The sequence below is a fragment of the Pseudomonas sp. P5_109 genome, from assembly GCF_034009455.1.
Taxonomy (GTDB): Bacteria; Pseudomonadota; Gammaproteobacteria; order Pseudomonadales; family Pseudomonadaceae; genus Aquipseudomonas.
Map to the genome: position 1 here is coordinate 3,980,211 of NZ_CP125380.1, position 20,403 is coordinate 4,000,613.

At 57.0% G+C, this 20,403-nt stretch carries 18 protein-coding genes; 8 read left to right on the plus strand and 10 right to left on the minus strand.

Translation table 11 applies throughout. The annotated features are described in order from the left end of the window. Positions 1–165: 165 nt before the first annotated feature. The 5 genes from QMK54_RS17870 to QMK54_RS17890 all read right to left on the minus strand — a co-directional run bounded on the left by QMK54_RS17870 (position 166) and on the right by QMK54_RS17890 (position 6,865). Positions 166–1,500, minus strand: coding sequence for an APC family permease (locus tag QMK54_RS17870; RefSeq protein WP_223590851.1), 1,335 nt, complete (start codon positions 1,498–1,500; stop codon positions 166–168). 146 nt (positions 1,501–1,646) lie between these two features. Next, positions 1,647–2,972: an alginate export family protein gene (locus tag QMK54_RS17875; RefSeq protein WP_320401018.1), complete on the minus strand. Its 1,326-nt coding sequence runs from the start codon at positions 2,970–2,972 to the stop codon at positions 1,647–1,649. A 183-nt stretch (positions 2,973–3,155) separates the two neighbouring features. After that, positions 3,156–4,790, minus strand: coding sequence for an amidohydrolase (locus QMK54_RS17880; protein ID WP_223590857.1), 1,635 nt, complete (start codon positions 4,788–4,790; stop codon positions 3,156–3,158). A gap of 52 nt (positions 4,791–4,842) precedes the next feature. Next, a complete protein-coding gene (locus QMK54_RS17885) occupies positions 4,843–5,943 on the minus strand; it encodes a polyamine ABC transporter substrate-binding protein (RefSeq protein WP_320401019.1) in 1,101 nt (366 codons plus the stop codon). 106 nt (positions 5,944–6,049) lie between these two features. Next, the gene (locus QMK54_RS17890) at positions 6,050–6,865 is read right to left on the minus strand and encodes a carbon-nitrogen hydrolase family protein (protein ID WP_320401020.1); all 816 of its coding nucleotides are present in this window, start codon (positions 6,863–6,865) and stop codon (positions 6,050–6,052) included. A 129-nt stretch (positions 6,866–6,994) separates the two neighbouring features. Between QMK54_RS17890 and QMK54_RS17895 the strand changes: the two genes are divergently transcribed. Next, positions 6,995–7,789, plus strand: a complete 795-nt coding sequence (locus tag QMK54_RS17895; RefSeq protein ID WP_110657074.1) for a helix-turn-helix domain-containing protein — start codon at positions 6,995–6,997, stop codon at positions 7,787–7,789. Between the two features lie 71 nt (positions 7,790–7,860). Here the strand turns inward: QMK54_RS17895 and QMK54_RS17900 are convergent, their stop codons facing one another. From QMK54_RS17900 to nirB, 3 genes are all read right to left on the minus strand, one after another. After that, entirely contained in the window at positions 7,861–8,301 is a 441-nt protein-coding gene (locus tag QMK54_RS17900; RefSeq protein ID WP_223590866.1) for a CBS domain-containing protein, read from the minus strand. Between the two features lie 101 nt (positions 8,302–8,402). Continuing rightward, positions 8,403–8,789: a nitrite reductase small subunit NirD gene (nirD, locus tag QMK54_RS17905; RefSeq protein WP_320401021.1), complete on the minus strand. Its 387-nt coding sequence runs from the start codon at positions 8,787–8,789 to the stop codon at positions 8,403–8,405. Beyond that, on the minus strand, positions 8,789–11,350 hold the full coding sequence (gene nirB, locus QMK54_RS17910) for a nitrite reductase large subunit NirB (protein ID WP_320401022.1): 2,562 nt from the start codon (positions 11,348–11,350) through the stop codon (positions 8,789–8,791). The genes nirD and nirB overlap by 1 nt, the downstream gene beginning before the upstream one ends. Before the next feature lie 209 nt (positions 11,351–11,559). Here nirB and QMK54_RS17915 point away from each other — a divergent pair, with 209 nt between their 5' ends. Next, the gene (locus QMK54_RS17915) at positions 11,560–11,928 is read left to right on the plus strand and encodes a hypothetical protein (RefSeq protein WP_223590886.1); all 369 of its coding nucleotides are present in this window, start codon (positions 11,560–11,562) and stop codon (positions 11,926–11,928) included. 70 nt (positions 11,929–11,998) lie between these two features. Here the strand turns inward: QMK54_RS17915 and QMK54_RS17920 are convergent, their stop codons facing one another. Continuing rightward, positions 11,999–12,475 (minus strand): VOC family protein, encoded by a 477-nt coding sequence (locus tag QMK54_RS17920; RefSeq protein ID WP_223590888.1) that lies wholly within the window; start codon positions 12,473–12,475, stop codon positions 11,999–12,001. A 339-nt stretch (positions 12,476–12,814) separates the two neighbouring features. Between QMK54_RS17920 and QMK54_RS17925 the strand changes: the two genes are divergently transcribed. Beyond that, a complete protein-coding gene (locus tag QMK54_RS17925) occupies positions 12,815–13,921 on the plus strand; it encodes an acyltransferase (RefSeq protein WP_320401023.1) in 1,107 nt (368 codons plus the stop codon). Positions 13,922–14,179: 258 nt separating this feature from the next. Then, positions 14,180–15,250, plus strand: coding sequence for an acyltransferase family protein (locus QMK54_RS17930; RefSeq protein WP_223590893.1), 1,071 nt, complete (start codon positions 14,180–14,182; stop codon positions 15,248–15,250). A gap of 115 nt (positions 15,251–15,365) precedes the next feature. Here the strand turns inward: QMK54_RS17930 and QMK54_RS17935 are convergent, their stop codons facing one another. Then, the gene (locus QMK54_RS17935; RefSeq protein WP_320401024.1) at positions 15,366–17,414 is read right to left on the minus strand and encodes an acyltransferase family protein; all 2,049 of its coding nucleotides are present in this window, start codon (positions 17,412–17,414) and stop codon (positions 15,366–15,368) included. 168 nt (positions 17,415–17,582) lie between these two features. Here QMK54_RS17935 and QMK54_RS17940 point away from each other — a divergent pair, with 168 nt between their 5' ends. The 4 genes from QMK54_RS17940 (at position 17,583) to QMK54_RS17955 (ending at position 20,377) form a co-directional block, all read left to right on the plus strand. Next, positions 17,583–17,741: a hypothetical protein gene (locus QMK54_RS17940; protein WP_181431978.1), complete on the plus strand. Its 159-nt coding sequence runs from the start codon at positions 17,583–17,585 to the stop codon at positions 17,739–17,741. A gap of 202 nt (positions 17,742–17,943) precedes the next feature. Beyond that, positions 17,944–18,504 (plus strand): YSC84-related protein, encoded by a 561-nt coding sequence (locus QMK54_RS17945; RefSeq protein ID WP_223590905.1) that lies wholly within the window; start codon positions 17,944–17,946, stop codon positions 18,502–18,504. A gap of 190 nt (positions 18,505–18,694) precedes the next feature. Next, positions 18,695–19,909 carry a sodium/glutamate symporter gene (gene gltS, locus QMK54_RS17950; RefSeq protein WP_320401025.1) on the plus strand — a complete coding sequence of 405 codons (1,215 nt, stop codon included), beginning with the start codon at positions 18,695–18,697 and terminating at the stop codon, positions 19,907–19,909. Positions 19,910–20,077: 168 nt separating this feature from the next. Further along, a complete protein-coding gene (locus tag QMK54_RS17955) occupies positions 20,078–20,377 on the plus strand; it encodes a hypothetical protein (protein ID WP_110662799.1) in 300 nt (99 codons plus the stop codon). The last annotated feature ends 26 nt before the right edge of the window (positions 20,378–20,403 follow it).

The window sequence follows — 20,403 nt, forward strand, 5'->3', positions numbered from 1 at the left end:
GTAACAGGCGAGGTGAAGCCGCAGGTCAGCACTCATTTTCGTGGCACTCATTGTATATAGCCATTTGCCACCCCGCTTGTCCGGTCGTCGCCTCCCATCACTTGGGCAAGCTGTGCGCACAACTGCAGGCAGGCCTACAGAAGCCCTCGAAAACAACCGCTGACACTACCCCCCTGCTCGCTCGGTCATGTTCAGCTCCGGTGCGGATCGGCGGAAGCCGCGTGTCAGCCAAATGAGGTAGATCACGCCAATTGCCAGCCAGCAGAGCCCGATGGTGATCGCAGTCGAACTCAGCTGGCTCACCAGGTAAAGGTTCACGCACATACCCAGCAGCGGAAACAGCAGATACCCGAACAGTCCGAGTGGGCGGGTTCGGCGGGTTCGGTAGAAGTAGCAGATGACACACAGGTTCACCGCGGTAAAACCGAGGAAGGCGCCGAAGTTGATGAATGAGGTTGCCATTTCGACCGTGATGTTCAAGCCGATCAACCCGATGACACTCGTGAACAGCAGGTTGAAAACCGGAGTTCTTGTCTTGGGGTGCAATGTACCGAACAGCGGCCTGGGCAGCACATCTGCCCGTCCCATGAAGTACAGCAGACGGCTGGTGCTCAGCTGTACGATGAGACCCGAGGCGAATCCGGAGACGATGAATCCGAGGTTGAGCCAATCCGCAAAGGCTTGCCCGCCGACCTCAACGGACATCAGGTAGGAAGCAATCTGCGCGTCTTCGAACACGCCCCCGGGATGCACCAGTTGCATGATGTACGCCACCAGCGCAAACAGCAGCCCCGCCGTTGCCATCACCAACACCACGGCCCGAGGAATGTTGCGTTTTGCGTCTCGCGTGTCCTCGGCCATCGTGGTGACCGCGTCGAAACCGAGGTAGGAATAGGCCGCCACAGCGGCAGCCGCAGACACACCGGCGAGCGTACTGCTGGCGTTCCATAACGGTTCAGTCAAGGAGACGGGTGACTGACGCATCAGGAAAATCAGACAGAAAACCACGAACAACAACACCAGGAGAATGCCCAGTCCGGTCAGCAATTTGTTCGTCCGGTCGGCCAGGCTCAGCCCCATGACGTTGACCAGGGTTGTCAGGAGTATGTTGACGAGCATCCAGCCCCACACAGGTATTGCCGGGAACTGCACGTTGAGGAAAACCGACTGAACCAGCCAGGCGACCATGGGCATGAACAGGTAGTCGAGCAAGATCAACCAGCCGACCAGAAATCCGAACTGGCTGCCCAGCATCTGCCGGGCATAAAAATAGGCCGAGCCGGAAACGGGAAAGAGCCTGGCCATCTTGGCGTAGCTCAATGCGGATAACAGCATGGCGCCGGTGGCCAGCAGGAAGGCGCTGGGCGCCGTGCCGGAACTGACTTGGGCGATGACACCGAAAATCACCAGCACCAGGCTGGGTGCCATGTACGCCAGGCCAAACAGCACCACCGAAGTCAGGCTAAGGCTGGCGGTCAAGTTGACGGGTTTGTGAGGCATCTCAAACCTCCATGCCGAGGGTCAGCGTTGAGAGATGGATGGGTGGGGCTTTGAAGAGCCCTGCAACTGTATTGATCACGGCGCAATTCCTGTTGTTGACGAAAACGGACGCAGCCGGCCAGGGCCGAGTCCATCTTCGGGTTGGTTCAATAGCGGTAGGAGATGAACATCTCGAGCGCACTGAAGTCGTCGTTGCCGTAGGTTTCGCGGGCGGCCGCCAGTGGCTTGACCCAGTTGTACGACACGCTGGTGTAGACGCTGGGTGTCGGGATCCATTCAAGGAACACGACATTCTCGTCGGCGAAGCGACGGTCGCTGACCGGCACACCGTTGAGCACCTTTTCGTCCAGGCTGAACTGGTAATGAATGCCGCCCAAACTGACGGTAGGTGTCAGATGAGTGCGCAGCGTCCACTGACTGACGCGCTCGTTGCTGTTGAACAGCAGGTAATTGCCGACGACGTCGCCAATCAGCCAGGTGCCCCAGTCGACGTAGCCCTTGCTGAGCGGATCCCAGGCTTTCTTCTTTGCATCGGAGGGGTCTTCGTCACCGGAGAAGTAGGCATAGCGGTAACTCAACTGTGGCTGTAACGCAATTGCGGGGAACGCATAGTCGGCCTGGGCGTACCAGGCGCGGGCATCGTAGTCGACACCGGCGCCACTGCCGCGCTCGACAGCGTATTCGCCATGTAGCGTCAGGTCATCCAGGCCAGGCACCTTGCCTTGCAACGCACGCAGGTTATAGACCTGCATCCCCTCGCGTGGGTTCTGGCTATTGGCTTGTCGGTCCAGGGAGTTCACCTTCATGGCCATGGCCCCCAGTGTCGCCGCGCCGGCCAGGTCGTAGTCGACGTTCAGGCCGTTCATGCGAAAGTCACCGAGATCGTCGTCTGTGCGCAAGCTGAATGCCTGGGCGCTGAGGCGATCATGGCCGTAACGCACGATGGCGGAGTCGCGAAACGCCGTACGCGGGCCAATCCAGTAGGCGCCATCGTCGAAGAAATCCAGGTTGCCATCCATGACGATGAACCCTGTGCCGACCTTGAAGTCCTGTCGTCCGGCGCTGAGCGTCCAGTCGCCTTTGCGCACGCCGGCATAGAACGCCTCAACAGAAAGGTCATGGTCTGAACTGCGGGTGTAGCCACCGGCATCGCCGTCGCCAAACGTGGTGGCCCCTACGGCCGACGCACCGGCGAATACTTCAAGGCCCGAGTCGAGTTCGTAGCCGAGGGTCGCGCCGGGTTTCAGATACATCTCCTGCCAATCGGCACGCTCACCGGTGTTACGGCCGTTGCGCAGGTCTACGCGCCCGGCTCCGAAATTGACGTTAGCGGCGTTGATGCTGGCCGCGCCGGCGGCCAGTGTAGCCTCCCCTTTGACGTCGCCCGCCTCGAATGCATACCCCGCAAAGGCACACTGGCTGATCAACGCGCCGAGCGCCGAAAGCGCCCGCACCTGGGTGATGAAGGACATACTGATTTCTCCCGATTGTTCTTGTTGTAATGGCAAATCTGCTGCCTGCGAATGCGTCCACGGCTGCGACCGCAGCCCCCCTGCCGCGATTCACGCGCACGCACTAACCCCCAGGCCTGGCGGCCCGAAACAGAGGGTGATGTGAATTGATTGGCGTGGAAGGCCCCGTTCAGGGGCGATCAGTCAGCCGAAGTCTGGCGACCGATGGACTTCTTGCCCTTCCAGCAGGGTGAGTAACACCTGGGTCTGGGCGATTTCGCCGGGATCGATTTCAAACAGATTGCGGTCGAGGAGGATGAGGTCCGCGTACTTTCCCACGCTGAGGCTGCCGGTGCAGTCATCGCGCCAGGCAGCATGGGCAGCATTGAGCGTGTAACCACGGATCGCATCCTCGATGCTGATGCGGTGTTGCGGGTTGTGTACCGGATCGTCGGGACCGGCACCGACGTTTTGGCGGGTGACGGCCGACTGCAAGATCTCGAACGGATCATAGGTACTGACGCCCCAGTCGCTGCTCATCATGCAGGTCACCCCTTTACGCACAAAAGCACCGATGGGGAAGATCCACTCGCTGCGTTCCGCGCCAAGCATGGCTTCAGCGATGGCGTCGGCCTCGGGTTGCGGCTGGGCCCACAAGGGCTGGAAATTGGCCAGAATGCCCAGGGACGTGAAGCGGGGAATGTCTGCCGGCGCCACGACTTGCAGGTGAGCCAATTGGTGACGCGAATCCCACTGGCCATTTATCTGGCGGGCATGCTCGATTCCGTCCACGGCGGCGCGTACCGCGCCGTCGCCAATGGTGTGAACGTGCAACTGGAACTTCTCCCGATCAAACGCCGCAAAGCAGGTGTTGATCTGTTCCTGGGTGAACATCAACTCGGCATTCCCCCCCGTGTCGCAACGCGGTTGCAGGAACACGGCCGTACCGCTTTCCAGCACGCCGTCGAGGAAAAACTTTGCCGAGTGCATGCTGACCCGGTCGCCCCGGTAGATTTCGCGCAGGTCCTTGAGTTCGCGAAGTTGCTCGTCCAGCGGCTTGTGCGCGAAAACCTTTGAGGTAGCGCGGACCCGCAGCGTCAAATCACCGCGATCATGGGAGGCCTGGTAGTTTTTCATGTAATTGCGATTGACCATGGCATCCAGCACGCCGGTGATACCGCGACGGTTGAACTCCTTGCTGTAGTGCTGCATGGCCTCCAGGTACTCTTCGTCCGTGTACCCGGGTGCGATGCGGTTCATCGCCCAGATGGCATCCTCCAACAGCCACCCCTTGGGTGTGCCGTCGGCGTTGCGCACATAGCTACCGTTCGCAGGCTCGGGGCTGCCTGCGGTCACCCCGGCGATCTCGAAGGCGGCGCTATTGGCCCAGCCGTTGTGGTAATCGTTGGCGAGCATCAGCGCCGGGCGCCCTCCCGTCACGCTGTCCAGCAATTCCTTGGTGAGTTCGTCCGGGTTGAACACGCTGGAGGAGAAACCGACGCCACGAATCCAGGCCTTGTCGGGATGGCGTTCGGCGAACTCGCGAATGGCGGCCAGCAGTTCGTCAAGGTTGGCGGCGGCGTACAACGACGCATTGTGATAAAGGTCGGCACTGCTCAGTTGAAAGTGCACGTGGGTGTCTTGCAAACCGGGCAGCATCAATTGCCCTTGTGCGTTGATGCGGCGCGTCTCGACGCCGGCCATGCGTTCGATGTCCACGTTGTCGCCCACGGCGACGATGCGCCCTTGATGCACGGCAATGGCCTGGGCCCTGGGCAGGCTCGGGTCCATGGTGTGGATGTCAGCGTGGGTGATGATCAAGTCTGCTGCGATAGTCATGGCAACTCCGGTCGTTCGATTTCTTGTTATGCGAAGGGTTGTGGGGCGACACTCAGGTGCCACTTTTCACCTTGCTCCAGAGTCGGGTACGCACGCGTTCCAGTTTGAGCGGCAGCGTTTCGAGGGGGTAGAGCGTGGCCATGACTTCTTTGGTTGGGTACACACCCGGGTTGTCCCGCAACTGCGGATCGATGAAGGCCGAGGCGTCCTTGTTGCCGTTGGGATAGCCGACGTAGTTGGAACTCTTGGCAATCACTTGCGGGCGCAGCATGTAGTTGATGAAGTCGTAGCCCTGCTGCGGGTGGGGAGCATCCTTGAGCAGCACCATGTTTTCAAACCAGACCGGCGCGCCCTCTCGCGGAATGCTGTAGGCCAGTTTGACGCCGTTGTTGGCATGGTCTGCAGTGACTTTCGCGTTGTAGACGGAGCCACCCCATGCGACCACGGCGCAGATATCGCCATTGGCCAGGTCCGTGGTGAATTTCGAGGAATCGAAGTAACGGACGTATGGGCGGATCTTGCGCAGCAATTCCTCGGCCTTGAGGTAATCCTCGGGTTTTTTGCTGTTCGGTGGCAGGCCCAGATAGTGCAGCGCGATAGGTACGATCTCTACGGGTGCATCCAGCATCGCTACGCCACACTGGCTGAGTTTTGAGATGTTTTCTTCCTTGAAGATCAGGTCCCAGGAATCTACCGGAGCGTTGGCGCCCAACAGTTGTTCGACCTTGGTCTTGTCATAGCCAATCCCTGTCGTGCCCCACATATAGGGGACCGCGTAGCGATTACCCGGATCATTGCCTTGAAGTTTTGCCAGAACATCCGGGGCCAGGTGCGACCAGTTGCCCATACGTTCACGATCCAGTTCCTGAATCACTCCAGCCTTTGTCAGGCTGGGCAACAGGTCGTCAGGCACCATCACCACGTCATAACCGGTACGTCCGGCCATCAACTTGCTTTCCATCACTTCAGCATTGTCGAAGGCATCCCAGATCAGCGAGATACCCGTGTCCGCCTGGAACTCCTTGGGCGTTTCCGGTGCCAGGAAATCCGACCAGTTATACAAGTGCACACGCGGCGGTTCGGCCCACGCGACACCGATTCCGGTGACGAACAATGCGACAAGGCTGAACTTCATCAAGCGGGGAAACTTCATGGGATGCTCCTGGCTGACTGCACGTTTTTGCCAAACGCGCCCCCAGCTGACTGTTGCTGAATTATTGTTGTGGGTTGAGCGACGCCTGCGGATCTAGCGTCTTGTATTAAGGAATCAGCAGTTCGCGTCGGCCATCCGCATGCTCAATACGCTCTCCCGCTAACTGGAAGCGCTGGTCTTTGCGATAGTCGTAGACGGCTCTGGCATCGGCGAGTTGCGACATGTCCAGCTCGATCACATGGCGACTCTCCTGGCGCCCACTTTCGAGCAATACGTGACCAAAGGGGTCAATCACCGCACTGCCTCCGGCGAACACCGTGTCGTCATCACCCGGGCCGACCCGGTTCACCACCACGGCAAACACCTGGTTTTCCTGGGCTCGGGCGGTAACCGAGGTGCGGTGTACGTGACCGTAAGGCTCCATGTTGCCATCGGTGACCAAAATCAGCTCTGCGCCGAGGGCCGCCACGGCGCGGGCTGTTTCCGGGAACTCGGTGTCGTAGCAGATCAACAGACCGATACGCACACCACGCCACTCCACGGTGCCATAGCGGTTGCCGGGCAATACCAGGCCAGGCTCGGAGACCCAGAGGTGGGTCTTGCGGTAGCTCAGTTGAATACCTTCGGGGGTGATGAAAAGCGTCGTGTTGTAAAAATTCCCGCCATCGTTTTCGATCAGCCCCACCACCACCGCGACGTTACGCTCATGCGCGGCCTGCAGGATGGCCTGGACACTGGGGTTATCCAGCGACAGGGCCTGTTCGGCAATGTTCTGGTAGTTCAGGAAACCGGTGATTTGCGCCTCGGGAAACACCACGATATCGGTGTCAGGCGCGCATTGAGCGATGGCATCAAGAGTGCGTCGCAAATTGTACGCGGTATCGCCATCACGCCCCGCCAGTTGTACGAGTTCGAGCTTCATATTCGGACCTTGTTATCAGGGTAAATCCCGGCCAGGAAGTAAGTGACTTTTGCAAAAGGTCGATGCAATTATGCGTTTTGCCAGCGAATTTCCTATCACGTCGAGTGATTAACCCCAGGGGGTACATGCATGACACCAACGCTCCAGGACATGGCCTGGCATCGCTCAGCCGGCCAATTGATCGAACACCTGGACAAGGCTGATTTCTGGCGAAGCCTGAGCCGGCTGATAGGCGAATACGTACCGGTCGATACCTGGGCGGTGCTGCTGTTCAGCGACGGCCGCCCTTTTGCCTTCGCCGAAAGCCCGTATCAAGGCGAGGGACCGGACCCGCTGTTCCACGATTACATCAAGGGCCTGTACCTGCTCGACCCCTTCTACATCGCCAATCGCGAGCAACCCGCCACCGGGCTGTACCGCTTGGCGGACGTGGCACCGGAACGCTTCAAGGAGACGGAATACTACGAGCGCTACTTCACCCACTACGTAGAGCAGGACGAAGTGCAATACAACGTGAAACTCGACGAGGCCCGCAGCGTGTGCCTGTCATTGGGAAGTCGTCAGCTGTTCACGCCGGAACAGATTTCGCTGCTGGAAATGATCCGCCCCTGGGTCGTGGGCCTGATGCGCCAGCGCATGTTTTTCGAGAGCGCGATGGCTGAAAGCGTCCCTCGCCAGGCACCGCGCTGGCAAGACAATCTGGAAGAGGCAATGGTGCGCCTGGGCACTCCCCTGACCGCCAGAGAGCTCGACGTGATCCGTTTGATCCTGAGTGGCTGCTCGAACAAGGAAGTGGCCAGCAAGTTGAGCATCTCGGCCGAGACCGTCAAGGTCCACCGCCGGCACGTCTACGCGAAGCTGAACATAAAGTCGCCGCAGGAGCTGTTTTCACTATTTCTCAAGGCGCAGGTTGAAACCCCGTGAGGGCAATCGCCCTGGCCCGTTTGACCTTGTCACGTTGAACAGATCGGCAGTGGCACCCTGCCCCGGGCGCTTCAATGTCCGCGAATGTAGTGTTCCAGCTGCCGAATCAACTCGGCCTGCTCGACGATGGCTTCCTTGACCAGATCACCAATCGACAACAGGCCAATCAGTTGGTCGCCCTCCACCACCGGTAGATGGCGCAGATGGCTGTCGGTCATGACCGCCATGCACCGCTCGATGCTTTGCTGACTGTCGGCTGTCACGACGGGCGCGCTCATGATGGCCCGGACCGGTGTACCGACCGAAGAGCGCCCCTGTAGAACGACCTTGCGCGCATAGTCGCGTTCGCTGATAACGCCGATGACCTGGCCCTGTTCCATGACGGGCAGAGCACCGACGTTTTTTTCCGCCATCATTTTCAACGCTTCAAGCACCATCTGGTCTGGCGCGATGCTATGCACCCGCTGGTTTTGCACGGCCTTGAGCTTGAGCAGTTGTGCGGCTGTTTTCATGCGAACCTCCGATACTGTTTGTCATTGATCATCGACTCCGCCGGGGCCTGGAATGAATCATCGATTGAATGAGCGCCCAGACCCCGGTGAAATCCATCTGCTCAGGCCACCGCGACTTCCACCTGGCCTGCGTTCAGGCGCACCGGCCAGACCCGCAGGCGCTGCTGCGGATGTTCCAGGCAACTGCCGTCCTCAAGGCGGAAATGCTGTTTGTAGAGGGGCGAGGCAATCACCAGATCGCCCTTGATGCTGCCGATCAGCCCGCGACCGATGACATTCGCCCCGGATTGCGGGTCATGGTTATCGATGGCATAGAGGGTCTTGCCTTCGGCGGCCGGCAGGTAGAACAGCGCCACTTGTGCACCGTCGAGCCAGACGACGACGCCGGAATTGCTCACCAGATCCTCCTGGCGGCACACCGTTTGCCAGGCATCTGGATTGACCAGGGCGGAACTGGAATAAGCTATCTGGGTATCGGACTGGCTCATCAGGCAATCTCCTCGATGACAGGGATAAGGTGCAGTTCAGCGGCCATGATCGGCCGGCGCTGGCCGCGTTCCTGGACAAAATGGATGTCCGGGTCCGGGCGTTGATCGTTGACGAAGGTGCGGAAGCGCTTGAGCTTTTCCGGGTCTTTCAGGGCGTTGGCCCATTCGCATTCGTAGCGGTTGACCACCCGTTGCATCTGCGATTCGAGCTCAAGGCCAAGCCCCAGGCTGTCGTGGATGACCACGTCCTTGAGGTAATCCAGGCCGCCCTCCAGGCTCTCGCGCCAGACCGAGGTGCGCTGCAATTTGTCGGCGGTGCGGATGTAGAACATCAGGAACCGGTCGATGTAGCGAATCAGGGTGGCGTCATCGAGGTCGGTGGCGAACAACTCGGCGTGGCGCGGACGCATGCCGCCGTTACCGCACACATAGAGGTTCCAGCCTTTCTCGGTGGCGATCACGCCCACGTCCTTGCTCTGCGCCTCGGCGCACTCACGGGTGCAACCGGAGACCGCGAACTTGAGCTTGTGTGGCGAGCGCAGCCCCTTGTAGCGATCTTCGAGGGTCAGGGCCATTTGCACGCTGTCCTGTACGCCGTAACGGCACCAGGTGCTGCCGACGCAGGACTTCACCGTGCGGGTCGATTTGCCATAGGCGTGCCCGGTTTCGAAACCCGCTGCAATCAGCTCGGCCCAGATGTCCGGCAACTGATGCAACTGAGCGCCGAACAGGTCGATACGCTGGCCGCCGGTGATCTTGGTGTAGAGGTCGTATTTCTTCGCCACCACGCCAATCGCGATCAATTTGTCGGCGGTGATCTCACCCCCGGGAATGCGCGGCACCACCGAATAGGTGCCGTTTTTCTGCATGTTGGCCATGAAGGTGTCGTTGGTGTCCTGCAACGGCACCAGCGACCTGTCCATGATCGGCTGGTTCCAGCACGAGGCGAGGATCGAGCCCACCGCCGGTTTGCAGACGTCGCAACCGGTGTGGCCACGACCATGCTTGGCCAACAGTTCGTCGAAGGTGATCACGCCCTCTACCCGTACCAGCGCATAAAGCTCCTGGCGGGTGTAGGCGAAGTGTTCGCACAGGCTCTTGTCGACACTGACGCCACGGGCAATCAGCTCATGCTCGAACACTTGCTTGAGCAACCCGGCGCAACCGCCGCAGCCGGTACAGGCCTTGGTCTGCGACTTGAGCTGGCCCAGGTCGGTACAGCCGCCGTCGATGGCCGAACAAATGGAGCCCTTGGTGACGTTATGACAGGAGCACACCGTGGCTGACTCGGGCAGCGCACCCGGGCCCAGGGTCGGCGCGCCTTCGGAGGACGGCAGAATCAGGCTGGCGGGTTCTGCTGGCAAGGCGATGCCGTTCTGCATGTATTGCAGCAAGGTGTCGTAATAGCTGTTGTCACCGACCAGCACTGCACCGAGGACGTGTTTGCCGCTTGCATCGACCACCAGGCGGCGATAACTGGCGCTGGTTTCGTCGATGAACTGATAGCTGCGCGCGCCCGGGGTGTTGCCGTGGGCGTCGCCGATGGAGCCGACATCCACCCCCAGCAGCTTGAGCTTGGTCGACATGTCGGCACCGGTGAACGGCTCGGCGACCTCGTTGCACAGGCGGGCCGCGACGCTGCGCGCCATCTGGTAGCCCGGCGCGACCAGGCCGAACAGGCTGCCGTTCCATGAAGCGCACTCGCCGATGGCGTAGATGTTCGGGTCGCAACTGAGGCAGGTGTCGTCGATCACCACGCCACCGCGCGGACCGATCTCCAGCGCGCATTGACGAGCCAGCGCGTCTTGCGCACGGATACCGGCGGAAAACACAATCAGGTCGGTTTCGAGGAATTCGTCATTGGCGAAATTCATGCGATAGCGGTACTGCTCGCCCGCGCCGATCGATTGCGTGGCGCGGGACAGGTGTACACCGACGCCCAATCGTTCGATCTGCGCCTTGAGCGCCTGACCACCGAGGTCATCCAGTTGTACCGGCATCAAGCGCGGCGCGAACTCCACCACGTGGGCCTCAAGGCCCAGGCTCTTCAACGCGTTCGCGGCTTCCAGGCCCAGCAAGCCACCGCCGACCACCACGCCGCGCCGGGCATTGGCCGCCGCAGCGCGAATGGCATCGAGGTCTTCCAGGGTGCGATAGACCAGACGCGATTCACCTTCGGCGCCTTCGATTGGCGGAACAAACGGATAAGACCCGGTGGCCAGGACCAATTTGTCATACGTGACGCAACCTTGCGCGGTGATCACCTGGCGACGGACGCGGTCGATTTCCAGTACCGGCATGCCCAGATGCAGGGTAACGCCGGGCACCTGGTAAAGCGAAGCATCGGACAGCGCCAGCGACTCGGCATCACGACCGGAAAAGTACTCGGAAAGATGCACACGGTCATAGGCGCGCATCGGTTCTTCACTGAAGACGTGCAGCCGGTAATGCTCAAGCGCTCCCCGCTCGATCAGCTGTTCGACAAAATGATGTCCGACCATGCCATTACCGATCACGATCAGCGTTTGCATCTTGTTCAACGTGGCAACATTGGAATTCATAGAAAGCACCCAGCCCGAGCCAATCACGGTTTTAAAAGCAAAAAAAAACGCCTGAAACCTTGCGGTTCCAGGCGTCTTTGCCTGTTCTTTTGCGGTGTTTAAACCAGGCGGCTATGCCTGATCCACCGATGCTGCCCACGACCTGTTCGGCCAATCGATCGTCGTTGACCGAGGGGGCTGTCCACTCGAATGCGTTCAAGGTGGACCTGATGTCAGCCTTGCAGCCTTTGTGCCAGCCAGCCACAGAGAGACTTCAACTGTCTGCAAACACTGACTCTTGGGCCTGGGGGATGGTTACGGCGCTGGAGCTACTGCGGGCGAAAGCGCGTCGCGGCGCTTCCGACTGGTGCACGTTGTTGCGCATGGCGCTTTATAAAAGTGCAAGGACAGTTCGATTCCACAGCTCGTTCGAACTCAAACCTGTTTCTGGCAATCCGTATTGCCGCGACCCGTCGTTATACGACAAAGCCCTGATCATTCAGGGCTTCATCGTTTCCAGCCGTGCAAATGCACCGATCACTCAGGTAAAGGCGAAATCCGACTCGGTGATAGCCGCCTGTGGACGCCGCTCAAGATGATGCTTCCCACACCCGGCTGGCGAGTGACGCTAAAATGGGCCGAGGCAAGTTAGACAAACACAAGGATTGACTAGTGCGCTACTTGGGGCGGGCCGTTTATCTTGAGTGCAGCCACGTGATGCTGGGCTAGTCCGATGAGAACTCCTTCGGGGCCCCGAATGTAGCAGAGACGATATGAATCTTCGTACTGGACCACTTCGCCGACGAGCTCCGCGCCGCGTTTTTGGAGCCTGGCGAGCGTGTCGTCGATGTCCTCCACGGTGAACATGACGCGCAGGTAACCGAGAGCGTTCACCGGGGCGCTGCGGTGATCGGCGACCACAGGTGGTGCGAGGAAGCGTGACAGCTCGAGCCGGCTGTGACCGTCCGGCGTACGCATCATCGCAATTTCGACACGCATGTCGCGTAATCCGGTAACGCCATCCGCCCAGTCGCCTTCGATTGGAGCGCGCCCCTCAAGCTCAAGCCCCAACTCGGTGAAAAACTCTATGGCGGCGTCGATGTCTTCTACAACGATGCCGACGTTATCCATACGCTTGACCGTCATGATGTCTCCTTGGCGTCCAGGACGACGAAATAAACTGGGCCAGCGGCCCTGAAAGAAACAGCCACAAGCGGGGCTAAGCCGACAACGGTTGGCAAAAGACGCAAAACCAACGAAACCGGCGACTGCCTCCCCTTTTCAAAGCACGCCTTCCACTCTCTTAACTCCGACCAGTGGTGCAAAAAGTGGTACGAAATTCGCGACCAACCGACGGCATGATGACTTTCTGACAGTAGGAGGAATCAATGTAGTGGCCATTTATATGCTTTGTTATAAAGCTGTGATTTAATCGCCGCCCTCCTTCCAGGCTCGACCTGCCAGACAACTGCAATGGAGTGCTTGATGCGCGCCGCACACATACAAAACCTGACCGGGCTACGGGGATTCGCCGCCCTGTCAGTCCTGCTGCTTCACATTCGATACGGCGACCTCGCCAATGCGTACGATGGCCTGGCATTTCTCTTCCAGACGAGAGGCCTCGGAGTCGACATATTTTTTATCCTGTCTGGTTTCATTCTGGCCTATGTCCACGGGAAAGACTTTGCAGACGGTGTTAGCCCACGGGGAGCTATGAAGTTCTGGGTAGCCAGGCTGGCACGGATCTACCCGGTGCACTTGTTCATGCTGGTCATTACAGCATTCATTCTGCCGATGCATCGTCTCTATGAGTGGTCGCCGGTCGATTCCGCCTACACGTTCTACGCGAACCTGTTTCTGGTGCATGCGTGGGGCGTAACCCCCGAACTGACATTCAACCAGCCTTCGTGGTCGATCAGTTGCGAGTGGGCGGCCTACCTGACCTTTCCGTTCATCGCCTACTTCACGAGAAAGTGGGGAAAGATTTCGTTCTCACTGCTTTTGATCGGTCTGGCACTCTATGCGCCCTTCCTGCAACCTAAATTGCTTGCCAATGGCATCTGGACCATCAAGTGCATCGTCTACTTTGTAGCCGGATACTGCACCTACCAGGTATGCCGTGACCTGCCGGACTCCAGACTCTGGAGAGTCACCGCAATCGCGATAGCCCCACTGATCTTGCTGATGCTATGGGCAACCAGCATCCAGTACTACTTCAACATGCTTTTCCCGTTCCTCGTGATCGTGATGATTGCCAGCCTGTTCCGTGCAGGACCGATTTGGGCGTACTCCAACCCAGTATCGGTCTACCTCGGGAAAATCAGTTTCAGCCTCTACATGTGTCACATCATGGTGCTGTTTGTTGAGCGCAAGCTGTTTGGCATGATGGACCTGAAATATGAGATCCCCATCATCATCGCCTTCTCGATGTTCCTGTACCACTGCATTGAAGAGCCGGCACGGAAGGTTATCCGGTTGGTGTCCGAAGGTGGACATCGCGAGCCTCGCCAGAAAAACTTCGCCGATAGCTTCGCATTGCCAGCTCCAGAACCGGAGTCAGAACCACAGAAAGAGCGCCCAGCGCTCGTGTAGTAAAAAGGCCCGCTAAATCAGCGGGCCTTCTTTTTGCACAGTAAAAACCTGCGAACGTCCTGTCGAGCGCCGCCCCGGGCCTTGCCATTGCTCACTCGTTGCAGAGGGGCCAGGCCATGGCGACCGGTCGACCCGGGATTTACCGCCGGTCCATAACAGCACCAGACTTGGCTTCGCTTTCATTGGGCCTGGCGGTAGGATACGCGCCCAACAACAAAATACTCATCACGCACCAGGGTCATCCAATTGGCTGTAACCATGACTAAAGACCGCATAAACGAAATCGATCTACTTCGGTTCCTCGCGGCAATTGCCGTCCTATTCTTTCATTATTCCTTTCGTGGACATGCCTACGACGATCTGTCTGTCATGTCTTACCCCTGGATAGTTCCAGCCGCAAAGTATGGGTATCTTGGTGTTCAGCTGTTTTTTATGATCAGCGGCTTTGTGATATTCATGACGGCTTCAAATGCGAACCTGAAGTCGTTCGCAATATCCAGGATCGTCCGGCTCTACCCTGCATTCTGGGCGTGTTGCAGCATTACATTTATTGCGATCCTGTTAATGGGCAATGGACGCTTTTCGGCCACATTCACTCAGTATCTCGCCAACATGACCATGTTCAGCGAGTTCATGAAGGTCCCGTCTATCGATGGTGCCTACTGGTCAATTTTCATCGAAATTCGCTTTTATCTTTTGATTGCCATTCTGCTGGCATTTAAACAGATGCGAAATGCAGAATATTTCATGATTGCCTGGCTCGCCTATACAGCGAAGACTGCACTATTTGGGGCTGACAAGCTGTCTGTGTATTTGATTTCCGAATATGCGGCATTCTTCATTGCGGGCGCTTCAATGTTCATGGTCTGGAAAAATGGATTTTCCATCATCCGTACCGCGACTATCGCTCTTTCTTTTGCCTTGGCGATGTATCAAGCGTTGAAGCAAGCCAGCGTATTGACCGGTGTTTTCAAGCTGGAAGTAGACCCACTCGTGGTCATTGCGATCGTTACGAGCTGCTTCGTTGCAATGTTGCTCAGCGCTACTCGCAACACCGGATTCTTTGGCCGGACAAACTGGACAACGCTCGGGGCGCTGACTTACCCGCTCTACCTCCTGCACCAATTCATAGGCTTCATGACGTTCAACCTGCTATACGACAAGGTCAACGTCCATTTGCTCTTCTGGGGTGTCATCGTGCTGGTTCTGGCCGCTGCTTACGCGGTGAATCAGCTCATCGAAAAACCCATGTCTACGCGTCTTCGTGCTTTACTCCAGCGCCTCCTTGGCAACAGGGTTTCGACCGAATCGGTTACGAAAGCCGACTGATTGCCCGCACAATGAGTTGTGGAACCAGGAATGCAAAAGCCCGACACGATGGTCGGGCTTTAATTTGGTATCACGGAGCCCCCTTTGAGGCTAATGACCTCAAAGGGTTACCGAGCTATTTCACTGGATACTTACCCAACAAATCATCAATAACTAGATCAGCGCCAAATATAGTCAAGTGGTCGGAATTATAGTAGAGCGGCTTACCACCAGAAGACCCATAACAATATTTATCATCACAGAAAACATTTTTCGGGCTATAGACCTTCACCGAAGGAAACTCTGAAACCAGTTTGGAAAACATATCAGAGTAAACCTTATATCTCGCTTCGTAATCCACGCGACTCATACCGCAGACTTCTCTGACCTTATTACCTCCAATCACCAAAGGTCGATATTCAAAGCAGCTTCTTACATTGAACTCTAGATCAGGGTTATCACTTAAAAATATGATTTCCTTTCCAGAGCGCACAAGCTCGGCCAAGACTTTCCGCCCAACCTCGACAAATGAATCAGCCTCTTTATCAGTCAATGCACGAGGAAGTCGATAATTCTCATTATAAATACCGAACCCACCAGAAGCGAGATAACTCCAGTACCCGGCGAGATAGACAGTCTTAATGCTCGAAGTTTCCGCCGCAAATTTTAATGCTACGATGAGGTTATTCTCACAGCCACTGGCAGACATATGCGTGACCGATGAAAAAGGAATGCAACTCTGCGCCCCCAAATTCATAACTGACTTATCAGGCAGCTTACGCGCCAGGCTCTTGTAATATTGATTACTATGAGAATCACCCATAATCAATATTTCCGGGGCATAATCCTTGGATACCAGGCAAAAAAAGTAACCTTTGAGTTCAGGATACAGATTATCGCAAGCCTCGTTGCGATAAGGCATATGTGGATACGCTGCGGCCAATTCGATAGAACCATAGTGCTTGTCCAGGCTCGCTCTCGAGCCAAGACCATCAGCCTTGTACACTCCATACCCAGCAAGCCCGCAAACGAACATCAGCACAGCCAATACACAAACCTTCATTTTGCTTTGAACGCCCAGACGAATAGGACGCTCAATGAATCTGTAGGTGATCCAGGCTAATGCAATAGACAGCAAAACCGCTGCTATCCGAGCGCGCCGGCTTGGCACCCCGCTTTCCATGATACGAAGAAAGGACAATATCGGCCAATGCCACAGGTAAAGGGGAAAACTGATCAAACCAAACCAAACGGCGATTTTGTTTGATAACACCCAGCGATTCAGAAAAGCACCGGAACCTGAAGCTATAATTAATACAGCTCCCAAAACCGGAAGTAACGCCCACTTCCCTGGAAAGTCTACTTTCTTACTGACACACCAAAAGCCAATAAGAATTAGCAAAAAACCAATAACCGATAAAACGTTAGCAAGCGTTTTTCCGTCACTCCCGGACCGTTCCCGACCAATGACAGAGCACAGCATGCCGTCGAGCCTTAGCCCAACCCGAGAAAAAAAATCTTTTTTATACAACGCAAGCCAGGCCAGCATGCTTCCACACAACAATTCCCAAAACCGGGTCTGCGGTGAATAGAAGGTAGCCACAGAATCTTTGCTCACCCCATAAACGTTAAGGCAAAAAGATATAGCCGCAACAAGCAAAGTCAAAGCAAAAAGATTGAATTTGCGCCGCCACGAAAACCAAAGCACGAACGGCCAAACAATATAGAACTGTTCTTCAATCCCCAGACTCCACAAATGCAACAGCGGCTTTACATCTGCGGCGATATCAAAATACCCAGCTTCACTCCACAAGGCAAAGTTAGAAACAAACCCCGCACCAGCGGCAATATGCTTACCCAGTTGTTTATACTCTTCAGCCAGCAGGGCAAACCAGCCAAACGTAAAACTGGCGATCAGCACACAGAGTAATGCTGGAAAAATGCGTTTGATGCGGCGGGCGTAAAACTCCCTAAAGCTGAACGCATCCCTGTCCAGGCTTTTAAAGATAATCGTAGAGATCAAAAAGCCGGAGATGACGAAAAAAACATCAACTCCAATGAATCCTCCACGAATCAAGCCTGGAAACGCATGAAATGCTACGACAGCCAATACAGCAATAGCTCTGAGGCCATCGATGTCCGGTCGGTACTTTGGGTGCGACAGATGTGGATGCGAAGCTGGCATTGAGGATAGAACTCTCTGGCGATGTGCAAGACGCAATCTTGTTCAGCACATAGGAATGAGTGGGCGCGGAGAACAAACCAAAAAAACGTCGCATTCTAGCTCAGTCCCGCGCGCCCTAAACAACTATTGTCTGCCGGCCCGAGAGCCATACCCGAATTTGGCGCAGCAATGCTGATTGAAGATAAATGCACAGATCCGTGGTTCCAGATGCTGACCTTCGATCAACTGCGCCATGCCCGGGAATACACCAAGGCAAGCGAGAATTCCGTCAAGCTCACGTGTGCCGTGCAGCCGCGCAACGCCGGGTTCTGCAGCTATCAGAACTGACAACGAACCTGGCCCTCACACAGTGGTCACAACAGTTGATGGCATCGCAAATGATCAGTGGCCTCGGCCAGCTTCATTCACAAGCGATGCTTGCATTTCACACATTTCAGGGTGCGCCGGATAACCTCAGTGGGTTCGGTTCCTGCCTGGCGCAGGGGCTTACCGCTGCTCTCATCCCATGCTCCCTCAGCGGAGTACGCAAATGACTCGATCAATACGCTTGTTCCTCTCGTTCTTCCTCGCGACTGCAGCATTGGCATCGGCCGGTTTACTGAACAATGCAGGAGCGGCCACCGCCGAGGATCTCAACGCCGATGCTCGACAAGCCTTGCAAACGCTGTACAAGACCCATCCTTTTTCCGAAACCATCTCGCACAAAGCCAAGGCTGTGCTGGTTTTTCCGAAAATCATCAAGGCAGGTCTTGTGTTCGGCGGCAGCTACGGTGAAGGCGTTTTAATGAAAGGCAGCAAAGTCGAGAACTACTACAACTCCGTCAGCGGTTCCTGGGGGCTGCAGGCCGGCGCCCAGTCGTACGGCTATGTGGTTTTCCTGATGACCGATAAAGCCGTGAAATATGTAGCCGAAACCAAGGGCTGGGAAATCGGTGTGGGGCCAACGGTTGTTGTGGTTGACGAAGGGGTTGCGAAGAACCTGTCCAGTTCGACGCTGAAAGACGACGCCTACGCGTTCATCTTCGACCAGCAAGGGCTGATGGCGGGTGTCAGTATCGAGGGAACGAAGATTTCCCTGATCAAGCGCTGATGTCCGTCGTTTGATTGACCATCGGGAGCGTGATGACGGCCAGGCCTAGGCTACGCTGTCATCACTCCCAGCGCACAAACGTACCTGGTGATTGCCGAACCGGTCTGTATCGACCGTTCATTGATACAGGTCCAGACATTGAATGACCGAATCCTGATAATGATTTTTCAGTTCTCCAGGTAGGCCTTAAATGACTTCACAGCTCTTCCAGGTTCACGGCCTCGTGAGTTTTACACTCGCCATCCTCCTGCTTTTCCTCGGCAAGACCCTCGTCCAACACAACACCTTCCTGCGTCAATACTGTATTCCCGAATCGGTGGTCGGCGGCTTCGTCTGTGCGGCGGTGACGTCCTTGCTTTACTTCGGCCTGAATATCCAGATCGAATTCGACCTGCAGGTTCGCGACACCCTGCTGCTCTATTTCTTTGCCGGCATTGGCTTGAAGTCGGACATGCGCCAACTGCTCAAGGGTGGGCGCCCGCTGCTGATCCTGCTGTTACTCGCCGCTGTGTTCATTCTCCTGCAGAACTCGCTGGGCATGGGTGTGGCCCAGGCGTTTGGGCTTGATCCCAAGGCGGGCTTGATGGTGGGCTCCATTTCCCTCACCGGTGGGGTGGGCACGACCCTGGCCTGGGCGCCGCTGTTCATCGATAAGCTGGGGATCAGTAACGCACACGAACTGGGCATCGCCAGCAACACCGTCGGCCTGATTGCCGCTTGCGTCATCGGCGGCCCGATCGCCAACCGACTGATACATCGTTATCAGCTATCGACGTCGGGGGATGCTGCACTGGAAGTTGGCATTCTCGACCAGCAACCGAGCAAGCCACTGGACTACTACGACGTGCTCTGGGCCTGGATGTGGCTCAACCTGACCCTGATGGCCGGTTATGGGCTCAACCTGCTGCTGGTCGATGCCGGCGTCACCCTGCCCAAATTTGTCAGTTGCCTGTTCGCGGGCATCGTCATTCACCACATCGTTCTCGCCGTTGTGGGTGATCAACGCCTGAAAAGCTGGAGCGGTGCCAGCCAGGGCCTTTCGCTGATCTCCGACATCTGCCTGGGCATGTTCTTGACCATGGCCCTGATGGGGCTTCAGCTATGGCAACTGAGCGGCGCATTGATGTTCATTCTGTGCGCATTGACCCTGCAAATTCTGCTGACGGTCGCCTATACGTACTTTGTGGTGTTTCGCTTGATGGGGCGTGATTACGAAGCCTGCGTGATTGCTTCGGGATTCGGCGGGATTGCCCTCGGGTCCACCGCGACGGCCATCGTCAACATGTCGACCGTGACGCAAAAGTACGGCGCGGCGCACCAGGCGTTCCTGATCGTGCCGTTGGTCTGCGGCTTTTTCATTGACCTGGTCAATGCCGTGATCATCAGTATGTTCAGTGGCCTGTAGCGAGCTCAACTCGACTCTCGGACGGCCAGACACGCCGAACTTGGGAAAGCAGACGAAAGGAGCAGCAGGATCGATGCCGCAAGGATAGGCTCAGGGAAAGAGTGTGCCCCCAGCCCTGATCCGGCCAGGTACGATCGCAAATGCGCCTGTTGCTACAGGGGAACCGGGATGACGGGACATACTGTACGCCAATGCTCGTCATGGATCCTGCTATCCCTGCTCGCCGTCGATCTGGCGTTGATAGCCGGCTGTTCAGGCAAATCCAGCGCGGCTCGCTACTCCGCCGCAAATATTGGCTCGGCCTGCTATGCAAAAGCACTCCCCACCGTCGGCGAAGGTGGCCTCGCCTGGGGCGACACCTTGAGCATGGCCCGGCAGAAATCCCTGAGCAATTGCGCCCGCTATGCCGGCCGATCGGGCGGCACACCGAGCACCTGCCAAGTGGTGCTGGCAGAATGTAAGCACTGATGGGCGGTTTTTCGTTTCTGCGCCGC

Excerpts from the sequence above, each read along its gene's own strand:
- QMK54_RS17870 (WP_223590851.1), bottom strand. The coding sequence starts at position 1,500 with ATGCCTCACAAACCCGTCAACTTGACCGCCAGCCTTAGCCTGACTTCG.
- QMK54_RS17875 (WP_320401018.1), bottom strand. The coding sequence starts at position 2,972 with ATGTCCTTCATCACCCAGGTGCGGGCGCTTTCGGCGCTCGGCGCGTTG.
- QMK54_RS17880 (WP_223590857.1), bottom strand. The coding sequence starts at position 4,790 with ATGACTATCGCAGCAGACTTGATCATCACCCACGCTGACATCCACACC.
- QMK54_RS17885 (WP_320401019.1), bottom strand. The coding sequence starts at position 5,943 with ATGAAGTTTCCCCGCTTGATGAAGTTCAGCCTTGTCGCATTGTTCGTC.
- QMK54_RS17890 (WP_320401020.1), bottom strand. The coding sequence starts at position 6,865 with ATGAAGCTCGAACTCGTACAACTGGCGGGGCGTGATGGCGATACCGCG.
- QMK54_RS17895 (WP_110657074.1), top strand. The coding sequence starts at position 6,995 with ATGACACCAACGCTCCAGGACATGGCCTGGCATCGCTCAGCCGGCCAA.
- QMK54_RS17900 (WP_223590866.1), bottom strand. The coding sequence starts at position 8,301 with ATGAAAACAGCCGCACAACTGCTCAAGCTCAAGGCCGTGCAAAACCAG.
- nirD (WP_320401021.1), bottom strand. The coding sequence starts at position 8,789 with ATGAGCCAGTCCGATACCCAGATAGCTTATTCCAGTTCCGCCCTGGTC.
- nirB (WP_320401022.1), bottom strand. The coding sequence starts at position 11,350 with ATGAATTCCAATGTTGCCACGTTGAACAAGATGCAAACGCTGATCGTG.
- QMK54_RS17915 (WP_223590886.1), top strand. The coding sequence starts at position 11,560 with ATGTCAGCCTTGCAGCCTTTGTGCCAGCCAGCCACAGAGAGACTTCAA.
- QMK54_RS17920 (WP_223590888.1), bottom strand. The coding sequence starts at position 12,475 with ATGACGGTCAAGCGTATGGATAACGTCGGCATCGTTGTAGAAGACATC.
- QMK54_RS17925 (WP_320401023.1), top strand. The coding sequence starts at position 12,815 with ATGCGCGCCGCACACATACAAAACCTGACCGGGCTACGGGGATTCGCC.
- QMK54_RS17930 (WP_223590893.1), top strand. The coding sequence starts at position 14,180 with ATGACTAAAGACCGCATAAACGAAATCGATCTACTTCGGTTCCTCGCG.
- QMK54_RS17935 (WP_320401024.1), bottom strand. The coding sequence starts at position 17,414 with ATGCCAGCTTCGCATCCACATCTGTCGCACCCAAAGTACCGACCGGAC.
- QMK54_RS17940 (WP_181431978.1), top strand. The coding sequence starts at position 17,583 with ATGCTGATTGAAGATAAATGCACAGATCCGTGGTTCCAGATGCTGACC.
- QMK54_RS17945 (WP_223590905.1), top strand. The coding sequence starts at position 17,944 with ATGACTCGATCAATACGCTTGTTCCTCTCGTTCTTCCTCGCGACTGCA.
- gltS (WP_320401025.1), top strand. The coding sequence starts at position 18,695 with ATGACTTCACAGCTCTTCCAGGTTCACGGCCTCGTGAGTTTTACACTC.
- QMK54_RS17955 (WP_110662799.1), top strand. The coding sequence starts at position 20,078 with ATGACGGGACATACTGTACGCCAATGCTCGTCATGGATCCTGCTATCC.